The sequence below is a fragment of the Aidingimonas halophila genome (assembly GCF_900106955.1).
Classification (GTDB): domain Bacteria; phylum Pseudomonadota; class Gammaproteobacteria; order Pseudomonadales; family Halomonadaceae; genus Aidingimonas; species Aidingimonas halophila.
In genome coordinates this window covers 451,614-478,607 of record NZ_FNNI01000001.1, presented here as the reverse complement: position 1 = coordinate 478,607, position 26,994 = coordinate 451,614, and the positions used below count along the sequence as shown (strand labels likewise).

Below are 26,994 nucleotides of genomic sequence, written 5' to 3'. Positions count from 1 at the left end.
TGTAGACTGTCTTGTTAACCCGCACAGATTTCAGTGCCAAGGCCTGCGACGAAGCGGTGGTAATCGTTTTTTGATTCAATAACACGATCATTTATCAGCCCTGAAACTCGCTCCATAAACTCATCCAGATCACTCTTATGGTTCTGGTAAGCGGAAGCTGGATAGTCATGCGGCGGTTGGCCGTTGGCGGTCATTCTGACCACCGCTTTGGTAAACAGGTACTGGGAAGGGGTAGGGGTTTCGCGGCTAAAGCGGCAGAGGGGGCCGTAAACGTTCATGGTGACGCCCTCCACAATCCAGCCCAAGCAGTTAGCTATGGCAATTTGCTGAAAATCCAGCGCTTCCTGAGCATTAAAGTGTTGGCTGTTGCCAGCACTTCTTCCTCTACCAGGCTCTTCTACCTCAAACGCCCTTGGCTTGCTGACGAGTAGATACAGTAGCGCGCCTAACCCTTCAGGGGTTAATTGCTGAACCCAACTGGCTATCTGTTCGCGTCGTTCACCACGACCGGCCTCTACGATTTCAAAAGCAATCGGCCCCGCATTCTGTCCACCGGTCATGGCGCTGTAGAGCAGTTCGATACCCGCTTGGCCCAATCAACACCGCTCGCGCTGAGGCCTTCCTCGCCAAGGGAGATGCCCGTCTCGGCTGCCAGTGCCAGGCTGGCACCGGCAAACCCTTTGGCAACAGCGTTCACGACTCGGGCCCGTGAACAGAATCTTCGGCAGCGCAGCCCCCCACTGCTCTTTACTGGCGTCATCCAGCCTTTGCCGCTCGGTTTGGGTCATGGCGGGCATCAACTGATACAGGCTGAGGTGACTAAGCGACTGGTCTGCCTGGGGTGAGCTGAACTCGCGTAACGGGAAATCGCGGCGAACCAGCAGCTCGATCTTGCGTTTCTGGTAGCCAATGGCATGGCGGTCGTCGTCGATATCGGTATGCCAGATGAGGACGCGACCAGGCTCCATCTTGCTGACGGTGTCATCCGTCTGTTGGAACAGCTCGCTTAGCGTCTTCTGGAGACGTTCATACTGCTGGCGCTCTTGTTCAAACAAAAAGATAGGCAGCTTGGCATGGCCGGCGGTGCCGCTCTCCCACTCGCGGAGCTTGTCCTCTACCGCCTGGTGTAACTCGACGCTTTGTTTGAGCACACGGCAGTAGGTATCGAAGGCATTGACCCCTCCTTTCAGTGCTTCTACCTCAGTGTCTGTTGCCGACAGCGCCAATTCCGGGGTGGCGATACCTAGCGACGCGAGGGTTAGGATACTCTCCAGATAGTCGCTATATTTGCTTTGCTGTTGTTCAGAGAACTGCTGGACATAGCCCACGAAACGGCACTCCTGCGCGGCCTCTTCGGGGGGCATGGATTCGCATAAGCCAATGAAGGTTTGATACTCGGCGAGCACTTCTTGCAGCGAGAACGGAGTGGCGTCTCCTTCGCTTCCAGGGTTGAAATGGTACTCACTCTGAGCCACGCACTCGCCGTGTCGTCGGGGGCGGCATAACGATCCCAGGGGAACTGGACCTTGACCCGGCCGTGGTCGTCGCAGTGGATATCTTCGCCCTCGGGGCCGACCACGAAGGCCACCTGGGGACCATCGACCCGCGGCTTGGGCTCGGGCGTGGGCCGCCAGGCCCGGTCGCCGGGCGTGAGGACCGCCTCGTTGTGATAGCGGGTCATGCCGTCGCTGCCGACGGCGTCCTCTTCCAGCGCTTGAGGCTGTTCGCCGTGATGCACGACACTCACGACCTGCCAGTCGCGGTTGAGCTCGGCGAGGTCGTGATCGGTCAGGGTGAAGGGCCGGCCCGAGGCGTCGGCCTTGTAGCGATCGGGATAGTCGTAGTGTTCGTAGTCGGTCCGCTGTCCCTGAGCCTCGAGCTCGCTGCCCACGCGTTCATGCAACTGGGGTGACCTCGAGCGTGAAGGGGTGCGACAGCTGCTCGGTATGGGTGAAGGCAACGACGGCTAACTCTTCGTCGAGGACGCCGGCCCCCTCGGGAGTAAACTGCAGACCGGTCTGGGCCATGAAACTATCCTTGTCGTCAGGCGCGTCCGTTACGCTACGACAAGTGAGTCCTTGAGAAAACCGGCCTGACACGGTTCGACTGAGATGGCTTACACGTATCGTCGGCGATTTCTTACAAATACGGATTTACCGCCGTTTCTCTATTCTGCCTGCTTCCTCGGGCCTGGCCTGTTTCACGCTGATATGCGATAAACCCATTTTTTGCCGACCTGGTGTCTTTCGCTATCCTTTGACGGCGCCAGCGGTCATACCTGAGACGATGTAGCGATTGGCTACCAGGGCGAAGAAGATCACCGGCAGGACAATCAGACTGGCATAGGCGGCGATGACACCGTACTGGGCGCCGGCCTCGACTCCCCCCATGAAGCGGGTAATGCCTACGGTCAATGGCTGGGCATCGCTACCGGCCAGGAAGAGGGCGAACAGGTACTCGTTCCATGACATGATAAATACCAGGATCGCCAGGGCGTTGAGCCCGGGGCGTACTACCGGCAGGGAGATAGTCCAGAACAGCTTCCAGGGGCCGCAACCGTCGACGATGGCAGCCTCTTCCATCTCCTTGGGCACGTTCTCGAAGAACCCCACCATCATCCATACAGCAAAGGGAATATGAATCGCCAGGTGTGCCAACAATAAGCCCAAGCGCGACCCGGTGAGCCCGATGTTGACGAAAATCAGGAAGAGCGGCAGGGCCAGCACGACGTGCGGCAGGAAGCGCATGGCAAGCACGGCGAAGGAGAGCCCTGAGCGGATCCGTGGTCGCAGTTTGTTGAGGCCATAGGCCATGGGCACACAGACCACTACTGAGATGATCACCGCTGCCACCGAGATGATCAGGCTGTTGCGAAAGTAGAACCAGAAGTCACCTGCACGGAAGGCGGTGGTGAAGTTGGCCAATGTGAATTCGCTCATGGTCAGAAGGGCCAGCGGGGAGCGAAACATGGCGGTCTCGTTGAAGGCTGCGGCCAATAGGATGACCGGGGGTAGCAGCGAGACGATCAGCCAGAGCGTGAGGCCGGCATACTGGCCACCCAGCAACAGACGGCCTTTCTGGTAGTGACTGAGGCCACGGCGGTTACTCGCGTTGGCGTTCGGTGAACCGGTCGTCACCAGAGGGTTGCGAATGTCGCTCATGCGCTGGCCTCCTTGTTGACCTTGTAGACCTTGATATAGAGCCAGGCGACCACTGCCATGATCATGAACATGGTGAAGGCGATGGTGTTGGCCATGCCCATGTCCTGGTTGGCGATACCGCGGTTGTAGGCCAGGATGCTCATCACCGTGGTGGAACGGCCGGGGCCGCCACCAGTCATGGTGTAGACCATGTCGAACTCGCGGAAGGCGCTGGTCATGATGATGATCGAGACGAACAGGATGTGGGCACGGATCATTGGCAGCACTACGTACCACAGCGTCTGGAAGGGACCGGCGCCATCCACCCGGGCGGCTTCATAGGTCTCCTCAGGAATGGTGGTTAGTGCGGCGTAGAGTACCAGGATGGCCATAGGCGTCAGGTGCCAGGCATTGGTCAGCGCGGTGGAGAAAAGCGCTGTCGAGGAATCGGTCAGCCAGTAGGGCCCCTCGATGCCGAGCATCCCCAGCAACTGATTGATCACGCCGAAGTCCGGCTCCCACATGAACAGTCGCCAGGTGATGCCGACAATCACCGGGGTCATCACGAACGGGAGCAAGAAAAGTGCCATCCAGCCGATTTTAAAACGAATCCGTTTACCACTAAGCAGGAAGGCCACCAGCAGGCCGACCACCAGGCAGCCCAGGGTGTTGGCCACGGTGAATATCGCTGTCACCTTCACCGAGTTGAGGAACAGTGGGTCCGACCAGGCCCGCAGATAGTTATCGAGGCCAACGAACCACTGATTGTTGAAGTCATAAAGGAAGACATCATGAAGGCTGAAGCGAGCGGCAATTCCCAGCGGGAAGGCCACGATCAGCAACATGGCGATCAGGCCGGGTAACACGAAGTACCAGCCTCGTGTGTAGCGGTTGAGACTGTTGTTCTGCATCAGGTGTACCTCGGTGACGGAGATGGCGTCATGGAAATGAGGCCGGCCGGTATCGGAGCACCGGCCGGCGGGGCGTTACCGTTCGAGGTAGCCGGCGCGCTGGAACGTACGCTCCATGTTCTCGACCCAACGCTCCTGGGCTTGTTCGGGCTCGAGGTCGCCGCTGAGTACGTCGGTGGCGAAATCCACAGTACCCTGCCACATGACGGTGCCGTACTCGGGAATGCCCTGGCGAACGAAGACGTGTTCCAGAGTCTGCTCGTAGGCAGGCAGGAAGTCGGCGTAGTGTGGCTCGAGGTTACGTAGCTCCTCGCTTTCGAAATGGGCTTTGCGTGAGAACTGTTTGGTGCGCTTACCCCACTCGATTTCGTTGTCCTGCAGCATCCACTTGAGGAACTTGAAAGACTCCTCGGCGTTGTCGGTATCGAAGACGAAGACACCGCCACCACCAAGGAAGGGAACCCCTTGCTCATAGTCCTTGAGGTTGCCCTCGTATTCGGGCAGCGGTTGGTAGTGGACATTACCGGCGGCCTCACCATCGGGATCTTCCACGGTGGACAGCCCTTGGGGCCACATGGTGGCCATGGCCAGGCGACCGTCGCGGAAGTAGCTCAACCCTTCTAGAAAGTCCCAGTTGCGCGCAGCCCGAGGCGCCACGTCATTGGCCAAATCGACGAAAAGATTAGCGGCTTCTACCAGAATAGGGTGATCCAGATCGGTCTGGTAGTTCTCGTCCCAACCTTCCAGGCCGGTGGAGTAGAGCATCACGATAAAGCTGCGCGCTACACCGCTGCCCGCACCCAGGGCATCGCTCCAACCATAGAGATCCTCTTCCAGCGTCTCACCAGCCACGGTCTCACCCGCCTCGCGGGTGAAGAACTCGGCGACGTCGTAGAGTTCCTGCCAGGTTTGGGGGACCTCGAGCTCACGGCCATACTGCTCTTCGAAGGCGGCCTGCTCGTCGGGATGTTCGAAGAAGTCCTCTCGTGCGATCAGCATCGGGGCCGCCGGAGTGGTCGGCAAGGCGATGATCTCGCCGGGACGGGCGTTGCTCTCCATGTGAGACTCGCGAATCCGCTCCGGATAGGCGTCGATGTTGAAGTCGTATTTCTCGATATATGGAGTGAGGTCAACGACGTGGTCCTTGAAGCTTCCGAACCAGCCAGGACTGTGGTAGCCCATGTCCCAGCGACCCGTATCGCCGATAGCCTCGATGGACATGCGATCGCGCAGTTGGTCCGGGGGCAGGATTTCCCCCTCCACCTCGACACCGGTTTCGCGCTCGTACTCTTCAGCGAAGTAGTCGATCACGGCATCGGCTTCTTCGCCGGGATGCATTGCCCAACGGAGGGTGACATCGTCCTGGGCTAAGGCCGTTAAGCTGGAAGTCGTCATGGCCAGACCGAGTCCGGTAGCAGTGAGCAGTCGTATTGATGGCATCTTGCGGTCTCCCGTTCCATTGTTGTTGTGCAGCAAATCCACTGAGGCCAGGAAGCGAAAGAGGCGCTTGAAAGGCATTCATTTCTCGGCGCTCGGTTTGCGTTATAAGCAAGTATTGCGGATCGCCTGTAAATAACATAGTGGATTTGAAGAATCGTGTCAGCATGAGTTATTAATAAGCTATGATGGGATGAAGTCGGGGCAGAAGCCGGAATAGGTAAAGCGCTGTGTTTTTTCGGTAAAAAATATATAAAGTTATAAAAAACATAAAGTTAGTAGTGTTATATAAGGCTTGTAACCTGCTTTCTTCTTTCATGTAGCAACAAGTTAGGAGAGATGGTGATGGTATTTTTTAAGACCAATGTCTAACAATAAAGCTGATGGATTCCGGACGATACGCCACAAAAGTCATTGGTATAGACTAAAGTAGGATATAACAATTATGGCTAATATCACGCTCAAAAATATCCAGAAGCGCTTCGGCGACGAAGAAGTCATTCACGGTATTGATATGGAGATCGACGATGGCGAGTTCGTCATCCTTGTGGGGCCCTCGGGCTGTGGCAAGTCGACCCTGCTGCGCATGATCGCCGGCCTTGAGAGCATTACCGGCGGGGAGGTAAAGATCGGCGACACCGTAGTCAACGACATGCCGCCGAAAGCACGCGATATTGCCATGGTGTTTCAGAGCTATGCGCTGTATCCCCACATGACTGTGGCCGAAAACATGGGGTTTGCCCTTAAATTATCTAAGGTCGATAAAGCGGAAGTCAGCAAAAAGGTGGAGGCTGCTGCGGAGATCCTCAACCTGGAGCCCTTCCTCAAGCGCTATCCTCGTGAGCTCTCGGGTGGCCAGCGTCAGCGTGTCGCTATGGGGCGTGCCATCGTCCGCGATCCCCAGGTGTTCCTGTTCGATGAGCCGCTCTCCAACCTGGACGCCAAGCTGCGTGTGTCGATGCGCACCGAAATCAAGGAGTTGCACCAGCGCTTGAAGACCACGACCGTCTATGTCACCCACGACCAGATCGAGGCGATGACGATGGCAGATCGCATCGTGGTGCTACACCAAGGCTATGTGCAGCAGATGGGAACACCCCTCGAGCTCTATGATCACCCTGCCAACCTGTTCGTGGCAGGGTTCATTGGATCGCCGGGGATGAACCTGATCCATGGTCGGCCGGGCAGTGACGGTGAGTTCGAGGTGCGTGGTGGTGGCCGTCTGCCTCTGGGTGAGCTCGATGTATCCACATCGCCACAGACCGCCGTTTACGGTATCCGTCCCGAGCAAATCACGCTGGCCGATGAGGGTGTACCGGTGCAGGTGGTCTCGGTGGAACCCACAGGTGCCGAAATCCATGTGGTGGCCCGGCTCGGCGATCAGCATGTGACCGTGGTGTTTCGCGAGCGCCATGAGATTGCACCGGGGGATACCATCCATCTGGTGCTTAACCTCAAGCAGGTGCACCTTTTCGATGCCGATAGCGGCGAGCGTGTCGCTTGGCACCCGACGCCCCGGGCGGCTTGAACCTGATCAGGAATGGTATCTAGGGCGAGATATCGCTAACTCGGCTTGCTTGTCAGGCAGTTCGAAAAGCTTGAGGAGCCAAGATCGAGGGAAGCCATCGCCATACCGATCTATCAGCCTGCAGAGGGGCTCTGGCGCAATGCCTCGAGGCATTGGCCAGATCTAAACGTTACAACTACGTCAAATCGTCCTGTGTCGGCAGGGCAGCATAGGCACCGGGACGCATCACGGCATGAGCACCACAGCGACAGGCGATGTCGATGAAATGGCGTAGGCGCTCATCGCCTTGATGCCAGTCATCTTGAATGCCGCTTCCCGCGATCGAGGTCAACAGGCCACCGATGAACGCGTCGCCGCCGGCGGTAGTGTCGACTGCCGACACGTTGGGTGGTGTGACAAAGAAATGGGTCTTGGCTCCCCGAACCTCGACGTCATTGGGGCCGTCGGTCACGACAATCAGTCGTACGCCGGCAGCCAGCCGCTCATTCAGCCAGGCATCAGCGGGGTGATCGGCTCTCAGGTAATCGAGCTCTTCCCGGGAAAGCTTGAGCAGTTGCGCTTTATCGAGCAGTTGGTGCACACGACCGATCTCGGCTTCGCCACTGTCCCACAAATTGTGACGAAGATTGGCGTCGATACTGATCAGACAGCCAGCGCGAGTCGCCATGTCGGCAATCGCCAGCGTGGTATCGCTGATCTCGGCATCGGTCAGGCTGTTCGTGCACAGGTGCAGGATCACGGGTGATGAAAAGACTCCGGCGGGCAGATGCTCAAGCCGATAGAGCAGGTCGGCCGCGGGGGGGCGATAGAAGTCGAAGGTTCGCTCGCCCGAGGCGTCCCGCGAGACGAAAGCCAGCGCTGTACGTGCTTTATCGGTACGCACGACGCCCGAGATGTCGACGCCGTGCGCTGCCAGTTCCTCGGCGAGAAAATCGCCGAAGTGATCGTCACCCAGCATGCCCAGGAACCGGCTGGGCGTTCCCAGCCGTGCACAAGCGACCGCGACATTGGCGGGGGCACCACCGGCATAGGGTGTGAAGGTTTCCGGGGAGGTCGGGTTTTCATCTCCCAGGCGGCTGGAAAGCATGTCGACGAGTGCTTCTCCGAACGCAATCACGGGGGTCATTGACGTGTCTCCTTTCCGCCTTTGTCGGATTGACGCTTGCGGGTTTCCGTCTTGAGCGTGGTTTTGCCGAAATGTTGGCGAACCAAGCCTAACAGCCCCTGTGTGGATGCGTCGAAGTCCTGGGTGCGTTCATCGATGCGTTCGCTGATCTCGCCGGCGATACGCTTGCCGAGTTGCACTCCCCATTGATCGAAGGAATTGATGTTCCAGATGACGCCCTGAACGAAGACCTTGTGCTCGTAGAGCGCTATCAGGGCGCCCAGGTTCTTGGGTGTCAGTTCATCGAGCAGCAAGGTGCTGGAAGGACGGTTGCCCGGACAGCTGTAGGGGTCGAGTTGGCTGCCTTTCTGACTGCCTTCCATGAACGCGTTGGCCTGGGCCAGCATATTGGTCAGCAGCGCGAAGTGGTGATCCTCAAAACCGGGTTCGGGCTTGAGCGACGCGATGAAGTCGATGGGGACATAGCGCGTGCCCTGATGGAGCAACTGGAAAAAAGCATGCTGACCATTGGAGCCTGTTTGTCCCCAGACGATCGGCCCGGTCTTGTAATCCACCGGCTGGCTGAAGATGTCCACCGATTTGCCGTTGGATTCCATATCGAGTTGCTGCAGGAAGGCCGGCAATTGATGGAGCGCCTGATCGTAGGGCACGATGGCGTGGGTTTCGGCCCCTTGGAAGTTGATGTACCAGATTCCGATCAGGGCCATCAGTACCGGCATGTTCTCGCGGTCCGGAGCCTCGAGAAAATGGCGGTCCATCTCGTAGGCGCCCTCCAGTAGCTCGATGAAACCATCGAAGCCGATCGATAAGGCGATGGGCAAACCGATCGAGGACCACATGGAATAGCGACCGCCGACCCAGGCCCAGAATTCGAAGACGTTCTCCTCACGTATACCGAATTCCATGGCCGCCTTGCGATTGGTCGAGGCGGCCACGAAATGCGCCCCGATATCGGCATCCTCGCCGGCATGATCCAGAAACCAGCGTCGGGCCGTCTTGGCGTTGAGCAGGGTCTCCTGGGTGGAAAAGGTCTTGGTCGAGACGATGAATAGCGTCTTGGCCGGATCGAGGTTCTGGAGCACTTTCTGGATGTGAGTGCCGTCGACGTTGGAGACGAAGTGAAAACGCAATTCCGGATGGCGGTATTTCAGCAAGGCCCGACAGGCCATATTGGGACCCAGATCCGACCCGCCGATGCCGATATTGACGACATCCTTGATGCGCTCACCGCTATACCCTTTCCATTCCCCGCTGCGTACTTCCTCCGAGAAACGCCGGATCTGCTCGCGGGTCTGCTGGATTTCCGGCATGACATCCTTGCCGTCGACGTATACCGGCCCATCGCTCATGTCACGCAAGGCGGTATGCAGCACTGGTCTATCTTCAGTGACGTTGATGATGTCGCCGGAAAACATCTGGGCACGGCGTTGCACCAGCGCCGAGTGCTCAGCCAGCTCGAGCAATTTGTCGAGCACCTCGTCCGAGACCTGGTGCTTCGAATAATCCAGGAACAATCCGCCGACACGCAGGCTCATCTTGTCGAACCGATCGGGATCGGCGGTAAAATAGTCGCGGATACGGTCGTTGGCGGTTTCTTCGCGTAACCGTTGTAGTGACTGCCAGGTGACGCTGCGAGTGAGTTGGAACATGCGAATTTACCCTTTGGTCATGGAGTCTTTGTTATGCGTGATGCCGTTACTGCATCATTGCCCATGCAAGCATTTCAGGTGAATCGTGTCACCTCCGGGTTGATACCGACATCCTGTGAAACACGAGGCATCGGCGTGCCGAGCGCTTTACCTGATGTCGGGATCATGGCACCCGATGGCCGCGGGCTTCCTCGAGCAGAGCGAACCAGGTCGGACGGTTGATATCGTAACGCGCACCATCGAGCAATTCATCGATACGCTCCTCTTTCAGGGTGCCAATGACCGGTACGGGGTGGCCGGGCAGGGCACGTAGCCAGGCCAGTGCCAGACCGGCAGAACTTGCCGCGAAGTCCTCGGCCAGGCGTGACAGCGAAGCCCCGAGTACGTCTTCGAAGACGGTACCTCCACCCAGGGGGGACCAGGCCATAGGGCTCAAGCTGTCGGCCAGCACAGCGTCGTAGAGTCCATCGAAGAGCGGCTCGGGATGCGCCAGGGAGAGCTGTAATTGGTGGCCGACCAGCGTATGGTTCATGGCTGCCTGGAGTCGGCGCCACTGCTCTGGAAGAAAATTGGAAACGCCTGCGGCCCCGATCTTGCCGGCATCGATGGCATTGTCCAGCGCTCTGGCAGTGGCTTGAGCATCCATCAGCGGATCGGGACGGTGTAGCAGAAAATGATCGAGATGTTCGACCCCCAAGCGTTGCAGCGATGCATCGATCGCCGCCGTCAGGTAGTCATTGGAGCTGTCGTAGTGCTTGACAGCATACGGTGAGGTGTCGCGCCCTGGTGTGACGATACTGGCTTTGGTCACGACACGGACGCGGGAGGTAAGTGAAGGACGCTGCTTGAGCGCTGCCCCAAACAGGGTTTCCCCCTGCCGGTCACCGTAGACATCGGCATGATCGAACCAGTAGAGCCCTTGATCGAGGCGTGCCTCGATCCAGTCGGCGAGTCGTTCGGGATCGTGCAGTTCATCTCCCTCGTGAAGGCGCATCATTCCCAGCACAAAGGGCACATCGAAAGCCGGAGAGTGGTCCATGGTCATGCCTCCGTGAGTGTCGTTCCCAGCAGGTGTTGTGCGCCTGGAACCAGCCACACCGGGTCGAGACGAGTACATGCCGATTCGACACACAGGAAGTGCCGGCTGGCCTCGGCCGGTACATCTCGTAGCTGCGATTCGCCAGGATGCCAGATGACGGTCGAGTCGCTGCCCTGTTTGGCGATACGTAAGCGTCGCTGTGAATCCTCGAGTATCACATCACGATTGGATTCGTAGATGCGGTCCAGCGCATCGCGTATGCCAAGTTCCCCTTGTTGAATGAATTCCGAGAAGTCCTGATGCTTGTCGAGATAGCGTGCACCGGCCAAGCCTTCGATCCGCGACTCGAATGTATTCGATACGGCCAGATAGGAGTGCAGTGCACCACTCATCCTGACGGGGGTTTCCCCGGTATGTTCGGTGATGAGTTCGACGTGAAGGCGTTGGGCATTGGCCTGAATGACAGCCCGTGGGGTGAGCTGGGTATGCAGGCGTTCGACCGGGGAAAGGTGGAGCTCACGGCCCTCTTCGTGATCGTCCGACGCTTCCAGTCGCCATTGGGCCTGTCGGGCCAGGCCGTGCATCGGTCCGGAATGATCCGGCGTTTCGTCGGCGGTTCGCTCATCGGCAAACCAGGGCCAGCACAAGGGAATGCCGCCCCGAATCGTTCCCGGCAGTGATTGGGGCGTGGGGGTCACCCATAACCATCCATCCTGTGCGGAGGGCGAAGAATCGGATGGTGACGGCGTCTCGTGGCGGGAACCGGGTTGATAGTGAAGCACCTGGGCGCCTTGCAACGATACCGCCAGCTCGCCCCATGCCTCCTTGATCAGCCAGATCCGGCGCCCCGCCCACTCGACTTCACGTTGTCCTGTCGTCTCGTCCAGTAATTCACGCAACGACGTTGGTATCATGCCACCTCCTCGTTATGCAGGGCTTCCGCCGCTCCCAACAGACCCGTCCAGGGAGCGGTGACCACCCAGGTTGGGATCGCTGCATTGTAGGCGCTCATACGTCCTTTGTCGGCAAAGGCAGCGCGGAAACGACTTGTCGGCAGCCAGTCGAGCAGGCGCGGCAGGATCCCCCCGCAAAGGTAGACGCCGCCTCGCGCGCCCAGTGTCAGGGCAGCATCGCCGCAGACATCGCCAAGGATCTTGAGGAAGCGCTGTACGGTGTCCACCGCTATGGCATCCCCCTCGGTCGCTGCGGTCGTGACGTCTGCCGGGGTATCGTATTTCGGATTGGCTCCCTTGAGCGATGCATGGGCACGGTACAGGTCGAGGAGTCCTTGGCCACAGAGAATGCGCTCTACCGAGACACGCCCATATCGCGTCTGAAAATAGCGAAGCAGGTTCTGTTCACGTTCATCGGTGGGAGCGAACGTGACATGGCCTCCTTCGGCGGGTAGCGGGATCCAGGCATGCTGGCCGGGGAAAACGCCGGCAACGCCGAGACCGGTGCCGGGACCGATCACCAGACGTGCGCTGTGAGGAGCGGGCTGACCGTCACCGACGGGTACCAGATCGCTCGCCTCAACGTGCGGTACCCCCAACGCCTGGGCCGTGAAATCGTTGATGATCTTGAACAGGTCCAGGCCGAGAGTGTGTTGTACCTCCCGCCGGGAAAAGGCCCAGTGGTTGTTGGTCATCTTCACCCGGTCTCCATCAATGGGACAGGCGAAAGCCAGGCAAGCCTCGCGAGGAGCGCTGTCTCCCTTCAGGCCCAGGCGTCCCAGGTACTCCTGAACCGCCTCGATGAGCGAGGGATAGTCGGCACACGGCAGCGTCTGAATGTCGTAGGGCGCGAATGTATCGGGGCGCACCAGGGCAAAACGGGCATTGGTGCCCCCGATATCGCCGATCAGCGCGGGTCGCGTCATTCTCAGGCGTCCTCGTTCTGCGTTCTGCCCTGTTGTTCCCGGCGGGCCAGGTCGTCGGCTTCAAAACCGCCGAATACGCTGCATCCCTCTTCGGCACGCCCGGCCAGGTGGCGGAAACCGGCGAACAACTCACGGCCAAGGCCGTACTGGTACGCTTCCAGGTCGGCGGACTGGGCTTCGCGCTGTTGCCATTGTGACGCCTCGATCTTCACGTCCAGCTTGCCCTTCTCGGCATCCAGCCGTACCACGTCACCGTCACGCAGCTTGGCAAGCGGGCCGGCGTCGAACGCCTCCGGTGTCATGTGAATGGCAGCAGGGACCTTGCCCGATGCCCCCGACATACGGCCGTCCGTTATCAATGCGACCTTGAACCCGCGATCCTGGAGCACCCCAAGATAGGGCGTCAATTTGTGTAATTCGGGCATGCCGTTGGCACGCGGGCCCTGGAATCGCACCACCACGATGACGTCTCGATCGAGCTCGCCGGCATCGAATGCCGCCTTGAGTTGGTTCTGGTCGTTGAACAGTTTGATCGGCGCCTCGACGAGCCGATGTTCCGGCTTGACCGCCGAGATCTTGATGACGCCTCGGCCCAGATTGCCGTCGAGCACGGTCAGTCCCCCTGTGGAAGCGAACGGCCTGTCGGCGGGGCGCAGGATATCCTCGTCCAGGCTGACCGTAGGCCCTTCGTGCCATACCAGCTTGCCCTCGTCGAGGAAGGGTTCCTGAGTATAGGCCGTCAGGTCGGTGCCGAAGACAGTCGGGATGTCGGTATGGATCAGGCCGGCGTTGATCAGTTCGCGGATCAGGAAACTCATGCCGCCCGCTGCCTGGAAGTGATTGATGTCGGCCTGACCATTGGGATAGACCTGCATCATGCTCGGAGTGACCGAAGAAAGGTCCGTGAAATCGTCCCAGGTCAGGGTCAGTCCGACGGCGGCAGCCATCGACACCAGGTGCAGCGAATGGTTGGTGGAGCCGCCGGATGCCAGCAGTCCTACGATGGCGTTGACGATGGCTTTTTCGTCGATCTGCTTGAAGAAGGGGCGGTAGTTGCCGCCGGGTTCACTGTTGCGTACCGCTTGTTCGGTGGCATAGCGGGTAAGGGCCTCGCGCATTTCCGTGCCGGGGTTGACGAACGAGCCGCCCGGTAGATGAAGACCCATGATTTCCATCATCAACTGGTTGGAATTCGCCGTACCATAGAAAGTGCAGGTACCGGGGCTATGATAAGACTGTGATTCAGCCTCGAGCAGGTCTTCGCGAGATGCCTTGCCCTCGGCAAACAGCTGCCGGATACGAGCCTTCTCCTTGTTGGGGAGTCCGCTCGGCATGGGGCCGGCCGGCGCGAATACCCCGGGGAGGTGGCCGAAGCGTGCTGCACCGATGAACAGGCCGGGCACGATCTTGTCACAGACACCAAGGTAGAGTGCCGCATCGAACATGTTGTGTGACAGTGCCACGGCGGTTGCCATGGCGATGACTTCCCGGGAGAACAGGGAGAGTTCCATGCCCGGCTGTCCCTGTGTGACACCGTCACACATGGCGGGTACACCGCCGGCGAACTGGGCGGTCGACCCCATGCGTCGCGCCGCATCCTTGATGACGTTGGGGAAGTCTTCAAGCGGTTGGTGTGCCGAGAGCATGTCGTTGTATGCGGAAACGATGCCCAGGTTGGCACTGTTCATCATCTTGAGCTGGTTTTTATCCTCAGTGCCGCAGGCTGCGAAACCATGCGCGAGGTTGCCGCAAGAGAGTTCACTGCGATGCACGCCGCGCTTGTACTGGTCCTGCATATGCTGTTCGTACAGGGCTCGGCGCTGTTGCGAGCGGTCGCGGATGCGTTGTGTCACTTCGGCAACTGTGGGGTTGAGCGGGGTGTTTGCATTGGCCATGGGCTACCTCGTTGGCGGAGTGAATGGCTATGTTGGTAAATTTACCAATAAAATGCTTGAATGTCGTTAGCTTTTGGGGAAACTTAGCTCTAAAATGTAGGATTGTTTCAATTCAATAAGTCGAGAAATCATCAAATAGCGAGGATGCCGCCATGACATTACGTGTCGCTATCAATGGGTTCGGGCGTATCGGTCGCAACGCTCTCCGTGCCATTTATGAAAACGGATATCGCGACCGTATCCAGGTCGTCGCGATCAATGATCTGGGCGACCCGTCGCTCAACGCCCACCTTCTCAAGCATGACAGTGTCCATGGTCATTTTCCGTTCAGTGTCGACCATGATGAGGAGAGTATCACTGTCGATGGCGAACGGATTCGTGTCCTCTCCGAGCGCGATCCGGCCCAACTGCCCTGGCAGTCGCTCGATGTGAATCTGGTGATGGAATGCACCGGGTTGTTCACCAAGCGTGCCGATGCGGCCAAACATATCGATGCCGGGGCACAGCGGGTACTGATCTCGGCCCCAAGTCCCGATGCCGACGCCACCGTCGTCTATGGTGTCAACGAGAACACCCTGACTGCCGACCATCGGGTCGTATCGAACGCGTCCTGCACCACCAATTGTCTGGCACCCGTCGCCAAGGCACTCAACGATGCCGTGGGTATCGAGAGCGGTCTGATGACGACAGTGCATGCCTATACCAACGATCAGAACCTGTCTGACGTATACCACAAGGATCCCTTCCGGGCGCGCAGTGCCACCCAGTCGATGATTCCGACCAAAACCGGTGCCGCTGCCGCCGTGGGTTTGGTTCTACCGGAACTGGACGGCAAGTTCGACGGCCTCGCTGTACGAGTGCCGGTAATCAATGTCTCTCTGGTCGATCTGACCTTTACCGCCGGTCGGGACACCAGCAAGGAAGAGATCAACGAGATTGTCGCCAAGGCTGCGGAGTCCTCGCCGGTCTTGGCAGTGAATGCTCAGCCGATGGTCTCCATCGACTTCAACCATGACGCCAACTCGTCGACTTTTGATGCGAATCACACCCGTGTCAACGGACGTCTCGTCAAAGTCATGGCGTGGTACGACAACGAGTGGGGATTCGCCAATCGCATGCTGGATGCGGCATTGGCCATGCAGGCTGCCGCCCGTTGATTACAGGATAGCATTGTCCATTCGTGACGGTGTTGCCCTTGACGAGTCAAGGCATCGTGCCGGGGTGATATCCACGCGCACTCACGGCTCCGCTCGGGATGTTCTCCGGCACGATGTCTGACCTGATGAGAGGCGCCGACCGGCGCCTCGCTTTTTCCCTCGTCCGCTTGATGTCCCACCGAAAATGACCGCATGCTGTAAGGAGCAGAAGCATCGCAGGATGCTGGCTAACCATGCCGAGATCGAATAATGCCGGGGAAGCGGAAGGCCATGAGTCATCACCATGCCGACAATGCGTCGCTGTCGTTACAGCGCGTGTCAGCGATTGCGTCGGTGGATGCCGAGCAGTGGAACGCTCTGGTCGATGACGACCATCCCTTCTTGCGCCACGAGTTCCTGCATGCGCTCGAGGCTAGTCGTGCAGTATGTTCTGCAACCGGATGGGAGCCCTGCCATTTGACGGTGTGGCGCGGTGCCCGGCTGGTCGCTGGCATGCCCTGTTATCGAAAATTCCACTCTTTTGGGGAGTACGTCTTCGATTGGGCCTGGGCCGATGCCTGGGAGCAAGCCGGCGGACGTTATTATCCCAAGGCGCTGACGGCGATTCCTTTCACGCCGGCGCCCGGCCCGAGGTTGTTATTGAGCCGTGATGTCGAGCACGACATCGTGCTGCGCCTTTTTTCCCAGGCGTGGGAAAATGACGACGTTTCGAGTTGGCATCTACTGTTCGCCCACGATGCGGATATCGACATCTGGCAGCGAGCCCACCCGGAGCTGGTGACTCGCCATGGGCTGCAATTTCAGTGGCGTGATGATGGCTATGAAAATTTCGATGGCTTTTTGGCCACGATGACATCCCGTCGACGCAAGGAGATACGCCGCGAGCGTCGTATCGTGGCCGACCAAGGCCTGGAGATCGTGCGCCTGGTCGGGGAGGCCATCGACCAGACGGCTCTGGAGCATTTCTTCCGCTGTTATCGCATCACCTATCTGGAGCGTGGCCAGCAAGGCTATTTGAACTTTGATTTCTTTCAGCGATTACGCGATACCATGCCTCGGTCGATGGTGTTGATGCAGGTCCGCCTGGAAGGTCGGCCGGTGGCAGCCGCGCTCTGCTTTCAGGGAACCCATACACTTTATGGTCGCTATTGGGGTAGTGAAGTGATGGCAGAATGTCTTCACTTCGAAGCGTGTTATTACCAGGGTATCGACTACTGCCTGTCGCATGGCCTGACCGTGTTCGATCCCGGCACCCAGGGCGAACATAAGCTGTCCCGCGGATTCGCTCCGCGACGATTGCGATCACTGCACTATATCGATGATCCCGGTCTGCGTGATGCCGTGGTGCGTTTCTGTGACGAAGAGTGTCGCTATATTGATGCCTATGCCAGGCAGGCGCTGGACGCGCTGCCTTTCAAACGCTAGCAGGCGCTGCGCACTGCCGATGAAAGATGGCATAATGCGACGATCAATGTATCGCGACGGGATGCTCGAATGCTCAAGTGGCTCGCTATCATACTGGCCGTCTTGACCTTGATGTTGCAGTACCGGCTATGGTTCGGTGATGGCGGGTTGCGTGAACTCGCCGAAGTGCGTGCCCGGGCCGATGCCCAGGAAGAGCAGAATCGCCCCAGGCGCGAACGAAACGAACGGCTCGCCGCTGAGGTCATCGACCTCAAGACAGGGCTCGATGCCATTGAAGAGCGGGCGCGCAGTGATATCGGCATGGTACGTCAGGATGAACAGTTCTTCTGGGTGCCCGGCGTGGCGGCTGAGGCAGCGATTGTCGAACAGCAGGCGCTGCCTGAGCCTCGGAGTGTCGAGGCGTCGGCCCCATGATGAAAGCGCAAGGTACCATTTGGTTGATCGTGCCCGCCGCGGGTCGAGGTACGCGTATGGGGGCGACGCAGCCGAAGCAATATCTACCGCTTGCCGGCCGACCGGTGCTCGCTCATACCCTGGAACGCCTTTGCCAAGCCTACCCCGAGGCATGTCTGTGCCTCTGTCTGGATGCCCGGGATAGCTGGTTCGATACTGCCTGGGTGCCTTATGATGACTGGCGGCGAGTTGACGGTGGTGACGAGCGGTCCGATTCCGTCATGCAAGCGCTCGAGGCGATCGCCGATGACGCAGACGATGACGACCTGGTGATCGTCCATGATGCCGCCAGGCCTTGTGTCAGTCATTCCGATCTTCTGCACCTGAAGACGGTACTGACACAGGATCCCATTGGCGCGCTGTTGGCGGCACCGGTTGCCGATACCATGAAACGTGCCGATGACCACTCGCGCATTCGTTACACCGAGTCGCGCGAACGGCTCTGGCATGCCTTGACCCCACAGGGGTTTCGTTACCGTCTGCTGTATGAGGCGCTGCAATACGTGTTGCGCTCCGGTGTGCCGATCACCGACGAGGCGTCTGCCGTGGAAGCGCTGGGATATTCGCCACAATTGGTGGTGGGACGACGCGACAACCTCAAGATTACTCATCCTGACGATTTGGTGATGGCTGAGCTCGTATTGGCCGCGCAAGCCTCATCATCTCGACAACCGGGGAGTGCGCTGACATGACATGGCGTATCGGTCACGGCTTCGATGTTCATCGTTTCCAGGCGGGCGATCATTTGATGATTGGTGGCGTGCGGATTCCATTTCATTACGCATTTGAAGCGCATTCCGATGGTGATGTCCTGTTACATGCCATTGGCGACGCCTTGCTAGGTGGGTGCGCCCTGGGCGATATCGGTCGCCATTTTCCGGATACCGATCCTGCCTGGTCGGGGGTCGACAGCCGCGACCTGCTGCGTCGTATCGTCGTGCTGGTCGAGCAGGCTGGGTATCGGGTTGGCAACCTGGATGCGACGCTGATTGCCCAGGCTCCCAGAATGGCTAGCCATGTGCCGGCGATGATCGATCATATCGCGGCGGATCTGGCGATCCCCCGTGTGGCCGTCAACGTCAAGGCGACCACATCGGAACGGTTGGGCTTTACGGGGCGAGGCGAAGGGATTGCCGCTGAAGCCGTCGTCCTGCTGCAACGACTAGGCCATGATGGAGGACGCCCGTGAGTGAGGTCGTGGAAGCGGCGTTATCTGCCCACAGTTGGCCTCCCTCATGGCCGCGGGCATACTCACGAGGCGAGGAGCGAATACTGCCCGCCGGTGAGTACCGGATGTCCCCGGATGACTTTCGCGTGGAAGAAAACCTGGGTTTTACCCCGGAAGGGGCGGGAGAGCACCTCTGGTTGTGGATCGAGAAACGCGGTGTGTCGACGCCGGAGATGGTCAGGCGTCTCGCAGACTATTTCGAGGTATCGCACCGTGATGTGGGCTATTCCGGAATGAAAGACCGGCACGCCGTCACCCGACAGTGGTTTTCCGTAGCATTGCCCGGTCGTCAAGTGCCGCAGGATGTGGCGGTGGCATTGGGGACTAGGGAAGGCGATATGGGCATCGATGTGCTTGAGCAGATGCGTCATCGGCGCAAGCTCAAGCGAGGCGTGCATCGTGGCAACCGTTTTGTCTTGCGGCTCCATGGCGATGTCGTCAGCGATCCCGGTATGGAGTCCCGCTGGCAGAGCATGTGCCGCGAGGGCGTCCCTAACTATGTGGGCCCCCAGCGGTTCGGCCCAGAGGGACGCAACCTGGCACGGGCACGGACTGTACTGACGAAAGGCTGGCGCAAGCGTGATGATCGTCAGGGAATGTTGCTGTCTGCCGCGCGCTCCTATCTCTTCAACCAGCAACTGGCCGCCCGAATTCGTGATGGTAACTGGTCCACTCCCTTGGCCGGAGAGGTCGCGATACTCGATGGGTCCAGTAGCCAGTTTCGCATTGATTCGGTCGATGACGCCCTGCGGTTACGAGCACGGGAGCTGGATATCCATCCCAGTGGCGTGCTGTGGGGAGTGGGGGCGTCGATGGCTTGCTCTCAGGCCGCGCGATACGAAGCGGTCGTCGAGGATGAACCCTCTTTGGCTCGAGGACTGGAAAAGGCCGGTGTCCGCCTGGGGCACCGCGCATTGCGTGTCCGCTTGACCGCCCCGACCTTGACGCGCGACGCCGGGGCGTTGTGCCTGTCATTCGAACTTCCCCGGGGGAGTTTCGCCACCTCTGTATTGCGGGAACTGATGACACACCCGACGCTCTGATGGCGGTCGGGATAATGACAAGGAGAGATGATGCGCCGTTTGTTATTGTCCAATGATGATGGAGTTCATGCGCCGGGGCTGCGGGCTCTGCATGATTTCCTCTGCGATCATGCCCGACTGCGGGTCGTTGCCCCTGATCGCGATAAGAGCGGTGCCAGCAATTCATTGACCTTGACCCGTCCATTGGCCCTGGTGGTGCTTGATAGTGGTTTCTATAGCGTTGATGGCACGCCGGCGGACTGCGTCTACCTCGGTGTCAATGGTGTCTGGGAAGAAAAGCCGGATCTGGTGATCTCGGGCATCAACCATGGGGGGAACCTGGGGGATGACGTGCTGTATTCCGGTACGGTGGCGGCAGCCATGGAGGGACGGAATCTGGGCATGCCCGCTATTGCCATGTCGCTGGTGGGAGAGCGCTATTTCGAGACTGCCGGTCGTGTGGCAGCGAGTCTTGTTGGCGCGGCTGAATCACTATCCCTGCCGCCGAGGAGTCTGCTCAACGTCAATGTACCGGACGTGCCCTGGTCGGAAATCCGTGGTTTTCGCGTCACCCGTCTTGGCTATCGCGGGCCGGCAGAGCGCCCGATGAAGGTTCTGGATCCCCGGGGGCGAGAGCGTTACTGGATAGCCACGGTGGGCGAAAATGCCGATGATGGCCCGGATACCGATTTTGCCGCTGTCGAGGCCGGCTACGTGTCGATTACGCCGTTACAGACCGATCTGACGCAACATACTGCATTGGACGATGTACAGGGGTGGCTCGATGCACTCGCTTGAACTGCTGGGTGTCGGTATGACATCACAACGTACACGTGACCGTCTGATCGCTCGTTTGATGGACAGTGGTATCCGTGATCCGCAGGTACTGGACACCATCGGTCGTGAGCCGCGACATCTGTTCGTCGATGAAGCGTTGTCGCACCGCGCTTACGAGGATACCGCGCTTCCTATCGGATCAGGACAGACGTTATCCCAACCCGCCATCGTGGCTCGCATGACCGAACTGGTCGTTGCCGAGGCACCGCAGCGGGTGCTGGAGGTGGGCACGGGGTCAGGCTACCAGACACTGATTCTCTCTCGGCTGGTTCCCCATGTCTGGTCGCTGGAGCGTATTGCTGATCTGCATCGTCGTGCCACACAGACGCTGCGTCGTCTCAAAGCGTACAACGTTAGCCTGCGGCTGGCGGATGGCGGTGAGGGATGGCCGGATGCCGGGCCGTTCGATGTCATCCTGCTGACCGCCTGTGCCAGCGAATTGCCCCAGGGGTTGATGACACAACTGGCTGATGGCGGTGTGTTGATCGCGCCCGTGGAAGACATCGATGGGCAACAGTGGCTGATGCGCGTCCGTCGCGATGGGGCCGGATTCACTCAAGAGAGGCTCGAGCCGGTGCGCTTCGTGCCATTGCTGCAAGGAGTCATTCGTTGAAGCTGTCCTACTCGACCTTCTTCAAAGGGGCAGGAATGGGAGCCGCGGATGCGGTTCCCGGTGTCTCCGGTGGAACGATTGCTATCATCACGGCGATCTATGAAGAATTGATACACACGATCAAGCAGTTCGGGCCAGGCGCCTTCGTGGTATGGCGCCGAGGGGGCTGGCAGGCGCTGGTCGAATACCTCAACCTGCGATTCCTGTTGCCCTTGGTTGCCGGGATCTTCGTTAGCCTGTTCAGTGTGGCCCACGTGGTAACCTGGTTATTGCAGGAGCAGACGGTGCTTCTGAATGCCTTCTTCTTCGGATTGGTTCTCGCCTCCGCCATTGTCGTCAGACATCGGATGGAGACCTGGCTCTGGCGGTATTTGCCGGCGTTGCTGATCGGTATCGTGCTGGCGCAATGGCTACCCACGTTGATGCCCGGCATCGCGATGCTAGGGGCGCCCTCCCTGATGCTGATGGCGGCTGGCGCCATTGCTATCAGTGCCATGTTGTTGCCCGGGGTATCAGGCAGTTTTCTGTTGTTGACCATGGGCCTGTATGGCACGGTCATGGAAGGGATCAAAGCAGGGGATCTGATGTTACTGCTGCCGTTCGGGCTTGGGTGCTTGTTGGGATTGCTGTGTTTTTCCCGGCTACTGTCATGGTTGCTGATCCGTCACCATGACGCGACGTTACAGTTATTGATCGGTTTTATCATCGGTTCACTGCCGACGCTGTGGCCGTGGCGTGAATTATTGAGCTATCAGTTGGGGCCGGATGAGCAGATGATTCCGTTGGAATACCGTTATTTACTTCCGCACGACTACGCCGTATTGACTGGTGAGTCAGCACATATGATTTCCGCACTGGCATTGATGCTGGTCGGTGTGATTCTGGTTCTGGCGATCAGCCGTTATGCCAATTCGCCGAACCACTCCCACAAGGAGGATGATTCTCATGCGTAAGGCGCTGTTGGTGTCTGCCGTTGCCCTGGCCATGGTGGGCTGTGCCGCCCAGCAGGAAGGCGGATCCCGTGTGCAGGTAAGAGACCTGTCACTCAGTCGTGATGAGGCGAGTGCTGATACCTACACCGTGGAAGCCGGCGATACGCTCTATGGTATTGCGTGGCGCCATGATATGGATTTTCGTGAATTGGCTCGGCGCAATGATTTGTCTCCCCCGTATCGACTGCAGCCCGGCCAGACCCTGCAATTGGCAGCGGGGGGGCGTTCCGGTGAGGAGTCATCATCGGCTGATGGTGGCGAAGGGGGAGTCTCGGTGGCTGCCGGCGCGAGCGCTGCGGCTGAAGCACAAGGGGGCAGTGATAACCCTGACTGGCTGGCTCCTGATGAGGAAACCATCGAGCGCAATCGTCGCCTGAGGGCATTGCCTCGTGAGGAGGTCGATGATAGTGGAACCCGTAACGAGTCGTTGGGCGCAGCGGCCGTTGCCGGTGGCAATGACGCGCCGGGGCCCATATTCGATTATGACAGCCCTGGGGCCGATGGCAGTTTGAGTGAGCGGGATCGTGCCGAACGTGAAGAGCGCCTTGCCCGTGAGGAGGCGTCCGCTTCAGAAGACGCTCAAACGGCGACCGCATCCGATGACGAGAGTGACGAGACTTCCGATGTAGACGAAAGTCGTAGTGACGATACTGCAAATGACACGACATCGTCATCCTCTTCGGGAGATACTGAAGAGGCCGCCGAGAGCGACGCCGGGACATCCGTTGCGGGTGAAGATGGCGATGCCGCGTCGGATAGCGAGCGGTCATCCTACACTCCGGTTGAGGATATTCCCTGGCAATGGCCCTCGGATGGCGAGTTGGTGGGCCGTTTCGACGATGAATCGGAACTCACCGCCGGGATTGATATCGGTGGGCAAAAGGGGCAACCTATCAAGGCGGCCGGACCGGGCATCGTGGTATATGCAGGCGATGGCGTACGGGGATACGGTAACCTGATTCTACTCAAGCACAATGATGAGTTTCTCAGTGCCTATGCCCATAACGACAGCCTGGAGGTAGGCGAAAACGATGTGGTAGAAGCAGGAGATGTGATTGCTCGGATGGGCGACACCGATGCTGACCAGGTCATGCTGCATTTTGAAGTCAGACAGAATGGTCAGCCGCAGGATCCCCTGGATTTTCTGCCGTCACGCTAGTGACGGCGAGACACAAGAATAATCATGAAATGTTAGCTGCTTACCGTGCCATGCATGTTGGCATTGGTAACATTATCTGGGCAGCACACGATGGGGTAGCGACATGAGCATACTCGAACGAGACCTGCAGGAGATGGATCTGGAAGTCGAGGAAGCCCTTGACGTTGATACTGACACACCTTCCAAGGATGACGAGGAGTTCGAGAAGGCGCTCAGCCGCGAGGAAAACAGCTATCATCATAGTCTGGATGCAACCCAGATCTATCTGAATGAGATTGGTTTCTCGCCGCTGCTAACGCCGGAAGAGGAAGTTCATTACGGGCGGCTCGCCCAGCAAGGGGATCCAGCTGGGCGAGCCCGAATGATTGAATCCAACCTGCGTTTGGTGGTCAAGATCGCGAGACGCTATCTCAACCGCGGCCTGTCTCTTCTGGATTTGATCGAGGAAGGGAATCTGGGCCTGATTCGCGCCGTGGAAAAATTCGATCCCGAGCGCGGTTTCCGGTTTTCCACGTATGCCACCTGGTGGATTCGTCAGACCATCGAACGGGCGCTGATGAATCAGACCCGAACCATCCGCTTGCCAATCCATGTGGTCAAGGAGCTCAATATCTACCTGCGGGCGGCGCGGGAATTGACCCAGAAACTGGATCACGAAGCGACCCCTGAGGAAATCGCCGAATTCCTCGACAAGCCAGTCGGAACGGTCAAGAAGATGCTGGGGCTCAATGAACGTGTCTCATCGGTGGATTATCCGATGGGGAACGAGAGTGATAAGCCGCTGATCGAAACATTGGCTGATGACAACGACCTGGGCCCCGAATCCTCGCTGGTGGATGTCGATGTCAAGCAACATGTCGACGAATGGCTGGCGGAATTGACCGAGAAACAGATGGAGGTCGTCATACGCCGCTTTGGCCTGCGGGGACATGAAGCCGCTACGCTGGAGGAGGTCGGCGAAGAGATCGGCTTGACGCGAGAGCGTGTTCGTCAGATTCAGGTCGAGGCACTCAAGAAGCTGCGCCGAGTGCTGGAAAAACAGGGGTTGTCGCTAGACGCCATTTTCGAATGATGTCGTTTTATCAACCACTCGGCAGGGCGGTTCGCATTTGACGGTTCGTATGATGTCGAATGTGGCTCGCCCTGTGATCTCTTGCAGTAATTATTGTCGTTCAACTCCCTTATATCGAGTGTTTTATATGGGAAGCAAGGGAATATTCAGGGTTTTATAGCGTGATATTGCGTTAAAAATGGCAAATAATCGTGCCTCCTGTTGTCTTTGCCGATAGTATTCATTGGAGTGCATGATGTCCCGTCCGCTGGTTGCCGATATTGATCTTGAGGCACTGCGTCATAACTACTGTCTTGCTCGAGACCTCGCCCCGAATAGCCAGACTGTGGCTGTCATCAAGGCCGATGCCTATGGCCATGGCGCCGTTCCCTGTGCCCGTGCTCTCGAGGACCTTGCCCCCGCCCTGGCTGTAGCCAGCATTGAAGAAGCCGCTGTGCTGCGTGATGCAGGCATATCGGTTCCGATTTTACTGCTGGAAGGCATCTTCGAGCCCGAAGAGCTGGAGCAGGTCGACAGGCTGGGGTTGTGGATGACCGTCCATAGCGAGTGGCAAGTCGAGGCCGCACTGTCGTTTCAGCCACGGAAACCGATCCCGACCTGGTTGAAAGTGGATTCCGGCATGCACCGTCTGGGCTTTCCTCCAGCCCGGGCGGAGACCATCTGGTGGCGCCTGCAAGCCGCCCCCGATAAGGTTGCCAATCTGCACTTGATGAGTCATTTTGCGACCGCCGATGCACTCCAACCGGCATATTTCCAGCAACAGATGCGCACCATGACCCAGCTCTCGGAGCACCTGGGAGCCCCGATCTGTCTGGCCAACTCGCCGGCGACCCTGGCTTGGCCGGAAGCTCATGGCAGCTGGAATCGTCCCGGGGTCATGCTCTATGGGAGTGACCCGCTGGAAGCTGCCAACGATGCCAGCCGGGCACTCAAGCCGGTCATGACATTGCGTTCACGGATCATTGCCGTTCAGGAACTGGCGACCGGCGAACCGGTGGGGTATGGCGGTCGCTGGAAGGCACGGCGCCCATCCCGTATCGGTGTCGTGGCATGTGGATACGGCGATGGTTACGATCGCCATGCGATCGATGGCACGCCGGTGTTGGTCGAGGGGCAACGCACTGCCATTGCCGGCAAGGTTTCGATGGATATGCTGACCGTCGACATCACCGATATGCCCGAGGTCGGGATTGGCAGCTCGGTCGTTCTCTGGGGGAAGGCCGACAACGGCACGTTGTTATCGATCGATGAGGTGGCACGGCACTGCGATACCATCAGCTATACCCTGCTGACAGGGATACTTCCACGGGTACCGCGTCGATATCAGGAGGCTCGGGCCTGACGAAAGGGGAGCGGCGGTCTACAATGGCCGCCTTTATCGACTGAGTGCTGTTGCTTCTATGGCCAAGAGAGTCTATCCGTCATCGTTTGCCCATCCACGCTTTTGGCCGACCTGGTTGGCCATCGCCCTGATGAAGGTGGTTGCCTGGTTGCCATGGCGGCTCAAGCTGTGGCTAGGGAAAGCGGTAGGGTGGTTGAGCTGGCGACTGGTTCGCCGCCGCCGTCATATCACCGACACCAACCTGCGCTTGTGCTTTCCTGAAAAAAGCGACAGTGAGCGACGCCGTATGGTGCGCGATACCTTCATCGATAATGGCATCGGTATCATGGAGACCGCCACTGGCTGGTGCCGGGATCCGGAGGATTTCCGGCACCGGGTGTCTTTCCAGGGTCAAGAACACATGCATCGTGCACTCGCGCAGGGCAAGGGAGCGCTGATCGTCGGTGTCCATTTCTCCACACTGGATCTCGGTGGGGCCTTGCATTCACTTTTCTTTCCTGCCGATGCGGTGTATCGGCCACATGATAATCCGCTTTTCGAACGCTTCATGACCCGTGCGCGTAATCGTATCTTCGGTGAAGCCATCGATCGTCATGATCTACGCGGAGCGGTGCGTCGCATCAAGGCAGGCCATGCGGTCTGGTATTCGCCTGATCAGGATTTCGGCCGTGACGTCAGTGTTTTCGCCCCTTTTTTTGGAATCGAGGCGGCTTCGATCAAGCTGACTGCCAAGCTGGCTCGTATGACGGGGGCGCCCGTGATGCCGCTGGTGTTCCACCGTAATCCCGATGACCGCACCTATACTCTGGAATACCTGCCGCCCTTGGCGGATTTTCCCACGGGGGATGACGTGGAGGACGCGACCCGGATCAATGCCTTCATCGAACAAGCGATCCGTAAGGCACCCACGCAGTATCTCTGGTTGCACCGTCGCTTCAAGACCCGACCGGAGGGGGAGCCCGGCTTCTATTGATACCCCGCTTCAGTTAAAACCGGGGCGATACGCCGTCAGCCATAAGAAAACCCCAAGGTCCTCAGGGGCCTTGGGGTTCATTTTACAGTACAAAGCTAATAATCGGCGCAGAGTGCC

Annotated in this window: 26 protein-coding genes and 1 pseudogene; 14 read left to right on the top strand and 13 right to left on the bottom strand. The window is 58.7% G+C overall.

Translation table 11 applies throughout. The features are described 5' to 3' along the window. Nucleotides 1–14: 14 nt before the first annotated feature. The 7 genes and pseudogenes from BLW01_RS02320 to BLW01_RS02295 all read right to left on the bottom strand — a co-directional run bounded on the left by BLW01_RS02320 (nt 15) and on the right by BLW01_RS02295 (nt 5,569). Nucleotides 15–596 (bottom strand): hypothetical protein, encoded by a 582-nt coding sequence (locus BLW01_RS02320; RefSeq protein WP_092567872.1) that lies wholly within the window; start codon nt 594–596, stop codon nt 15–17. Next, nucleotides 597–1,475: a hypothetical protein gene (locus tag BLW01_RS02315; RefSeq protein ID WP_175529741.1), complete on the bottom strand. Its 879-nt coding sequence runs from the start codon at nt 1,473–1,475 to the stop codon at nt 597–599. Beyond that, a pseudogene (locus BLW01_RS18615) lies at nt 1,460–1,906 on the bottom strand (type VI secretion system tip protein VgrG); the annotation flags it as partial. The gene BLW01_RS02315 and the pseudogene BLW01_RS18615, both read right to left, overlap by 16 nt. Continuing rightward, nucleotides 1,896–2,027 (bottom strand): hypothetical protein, encoded by a 132-nt coding sequence (locus BLW01_RS18850; protein WP_268244656.1) that lies wholly within the window; start codon nt 2,025–2,027, stop codon nt 1,896–1,898. The pseudogene BLW01_RS18615 and the gene BLW01_RS18850, both read right to left, overlap by 11 nt. A gap of 222 nt (nt 2,028–2,249) precedes the next feature. Then, nucleotides 2,250–3,161, bottom strand: coding sequence for a carbohydrate ABC transporter permease (locus BLW01_RS02305; protein WP_092567870.1), 912 nt, complete (start codon nt 3,159–3,161; stop codon nt 2,250–2,252). Next, nucleotides 3,158–4,051, bottom strand: a complete 894-nt coding sequence (locus tag BLW01_RS02300) for a carbohydrate ABC transporter permease (RefSeq protein ID WP_092567869.1) — start codon at nt 4,049–4,051, stop codon at nt 3,158–3,160. The genes BLW01_RS02305 and BLW01_RS02300 overlap by 4 nt, the downstream gene beginning before the upstream one ends. A 75-nt stretch (nt 4,052–4,126) precedes the next feature. After that, nucleotides 4,127–5,569, bottom strand: a complete 1,443-nt coding sequence (locus tag BLW01_RS02295; RefSeq protein WP_092567868.1) for an ABC transporter substrate-binding protein — start codon at nt 5,567–5,569, stop codon at nt 4,127–4,129. Nucleotides 5,570–5,933: 364 nt separating this feature from the next. On the opposite strand from BLW01_RS02295, the gene BLW01_RS02290 reads away from it, so the two are divergent. Then, nucleotides 5,934–7,016, top strand: a complete 1,083-nt coding sequence (locus BLW01_RS02290; protein ID WP_092567867.1) for an ABC transporter ATP-binding protein — start codon at nt 5,934–5,936, stop codon at nt 7,014–7,016. 175 nt (nt 7,017–7,191) lie between these two features. Here BLW01_RS02290 and BLW01_RS02285 read toward each other — a convergent pair whose 3' ends face one another. The 6 genes from BLW01_RS02285 to edd all read right to left on the bottom strand — a co-directional run bounded on the left by BLW01_RS02285 (nt 7,192) and on the right by edd (nt 14,604). Further along, complete coding sequence (locus tag BLW01_RS02285) at nt 7,192–8,142, bottom strand: carbohydrate kinase family protein (protein WP_092567866.1); 951 nt, start codon at nt 8,140–8,142, stop codon at nt 7,192–7,194. Then, nucleotides 8,139–9,791 carry a glucose-6-phosphate isomerase gene (gene pgi / locus BLW01_RS02280; RefSeq protein WP_092567865.1) on the bottom strand — a complete coding sequence of 551 codons (1,653 nt, stop codon included), beginning with the start codon at nt 9,789–9,791 and terminating at the stop codon, nt 8,139–8,141. Before pgi ends, BLW01_RS02285 begins: the two co-directional genes overlap by 4 nt. 163 nt (nt 9,792–9,954) lie before the next feature. Further along, nucleotides 9,955–10,830 (bottom strand): aldo/keto reductase, encoded by an 876-nt coding sequence (locus BLW01_RS02275; RefSeq protein ID WP_308428080.1) that lies wholly within the window; start codon nt 10,828–10,830, stop codon nt 9,955–9,957. Nucleotides 10,831–10,832: 2 nt separating this feature from the next. After that, entirely contained in the window at nt 10,833–11,744 is a 912-nt protein-coding gene (locus BLW01_RS02270; protein WP_092567863.1) for a D-hexose-6-phosphate mutarotase, read from the bottom strand. After that, complete coding sequence (glk, locus tag BLW01_RS02265; protein WP_092567862.1) at nt 11,741–12,709, bottom strand: glucokinase; 969 nt, start codon at nt 12,707–12,709, stop codon at nt 11,741–11,743. Before glk ends, BLW01_RS02270 begins: the two co-directional genes overlap by 4 nt. Before the next feature lie 2 nt (nt 12,710–12,711). After that, on the bottom strand, nt 12,712–14,604 hold the full coding sequence (gene edd, locus BLW01_RS02260) for a phosphogluconate dehydratase (RefSeq protein ID WP_092567861.1): 1,893 nt from the start codon (nt 14,602–14,604) through the stop codon (nt 12,712–12,714). A 152-nt stretch (nt 14,605–14,756) separates the two neighbouring features. Here edd and gap point away from each other — a divergent pair, with 152 nt between their 5' ends. From gap to lpxL, 13 genes are all read left to right on the top strand, one after another. After that, on the top strand, nt 14,757–15,761 hold the full coding sequence (gene gap, locus BLW01_RS02255) for a type I glyceraldehyde-3-phosphate dehydrogenase (protein ID WP_092567860.1): 1,005 nt from the start codon (nt 14,757–14,759) through the stop codon (nt 15,759–15,761). A gap of 270 nt (nt 15,762–16,031) precedes the next feature. Continuing rightward, a complete protein-coding gene (locus BLW01_RS02250; protein WP_092568085.1) occupies nt 16,032–17,186 on the top strand; it encodes a GNAT family N-acetyltransferase in 1,155 nt (384 codons plus the stop codon). A gap of 69 nt (nt 17,187–17,255) precedes the next feature. Continuing rightward, entirely contained in the window at nt 17,256–17,600 is a 345-nt protein-coding gene (gene ftsB, locus BLW01_RS02245) for a cell division protein FtsB (protein ID WP_092567859.1), read from the top strand. Continuing rightward, entirely contained in the window at nt 17,597–18,331 is a 735-nt protein-coding gene (ispD, locus tag BLW01_RS02240) for a 2-C-methyl-D-erythritol 4-phosphate cytidylyltransferase (protein WP_229806336.1), read from the top strand. The genes ftsB and ispD overlap by 4 nt, the downstream gene beginning before the upstream one ends. Then, a complete protein-coding gene (ispF, locus tag BLW01_RS02235; RefSeq protein WP_092567858.1) occupies nt 18,328–18,828 on the top strand; it encodes a 2-C-methyl-D-erythritol 2,4-cyclodiphosphate synthase in 501 nt (166 codons plus the stop codon). The genes ispD and ispF overlap by 4 nt, the downstream gene beginning before the upstream one ends. Beyond that, the gene (gene truD, locus BLW01_RS02230; RefSeq protein WP_229806337.1) at nt 18,825–19,910 is read left to right on the top strand and encodes a tRNA pseudouridine(13) synthase TruD; all 1,086 of its coding nucleotides are present in this window, start codon (nt 18,825–18,827) and stop codon (nt 19,908–19,910) included. The genes ispF and truD overlap by 4 nt, the downstream gene beginning before the upstream one ends. A 30-nt stretch (nt 19,911–19,940) precedes the next feature. Beyond that, nucleotides 19,941–20,687 (top strand): 5'/3'-nucleotidase SurE, encoded by a 747-nt coding sequence (surE, locus tag BLW01_RS02225; protein WP_092567856.1) that lies wholly within the window; start codon nt 19,941–19,943, stop codon nt 20,685–20,687. Further along, the gene (locus BLW01_RS02220) at nt 20,674–21,339 is read left to right on the top strand and encodes a protein-L-isoaspartate(D-aspartate) O-methyltransferase (protein WP_092567855.1); all 666 of its coding nucleotides are present in this window, start codon (nt 20,674–20,676) and stop codon (nt 21,337–21,339) included. The genes surE and BLW01_RS02220 overlap by 14 nt, the downstream gene beginning before the upstream one ends. Beyond that, nucleotides 21,336–22,292, top strand: a complete 957-nt coding sequence (locus tag BLW01_RS02215; RefSeq protein ID WP_229806338.1) for a DUF368 domain-containing protein — start codon at nt 21,336–21,338, stop codon at nt 22,290–22,292. The genes BLW01_RS02220 and BLW01_RS02215 overlap by 4 nt, the downstream gene beginning before the upstream one ends. Next, nucleotides 22,285–23,490 carry a peptidoglycan DD-metalloendopeptidase family protein gene (locus BLW01_RS02210; RefSeq protein ID WP_092567854.1) on the top strand — a complete coding sequence of 402 codons (1,206 nt, stop codon included), beginning with the start codon at nt 22,285–22,287 and terminating at the stop codon, nt 23,488–23,490. Before BLW01_RS02215 ends, BLW01_RS02210 begins: the two co-directional genes overlap by 8 nt. Before the next feature lie 103 nt (nt 23,491–23,593). Continuing rightward, nucleotides 23,594–24,562 (top strand): RNA polymerase sigma factor RpoS, encoded by a 969-nt coding sequence (gene rpoS, locus BLW01_RS02205; protein ID WP_092567853.1) that lies wholly within the window; start codon nt 23,594–23,596, stop codon nt 24,560–24,562. Between the two features lie 235 nt (nt 24,563–24,797). Then, the gene (gene alr, locus BLW01_RS02200) at nt 24,798–25,904 is read left to right on the top strand and encodes an alanine racemase (RefSeq protein ID WP_092567852.1); all 1,107 of its coding nucleotides are present in this window, start codon (nt 24,798–24,800) and stop codon (nt 25,902–25,904) included. Nucleotides 25,905–25,962: 58 nt separating this feature from the next. Further along, complete coding sequence (gene lpxL, locus BLW01_RS02195; RefSeq protein WP_092567851.1) at nt 25,963–26,877, top strand: LpxL/LpxP family Kdo(2)-lipid IV(A) lauroyl/palmitoleoyl acyltransferase; 915 nt, start codon at nt 25,963–25,965, stop codon at nt 26,875–26,877. The last annotated feature ends 117 nt before the right edge of the window (nt 26,878–26,994 follow it).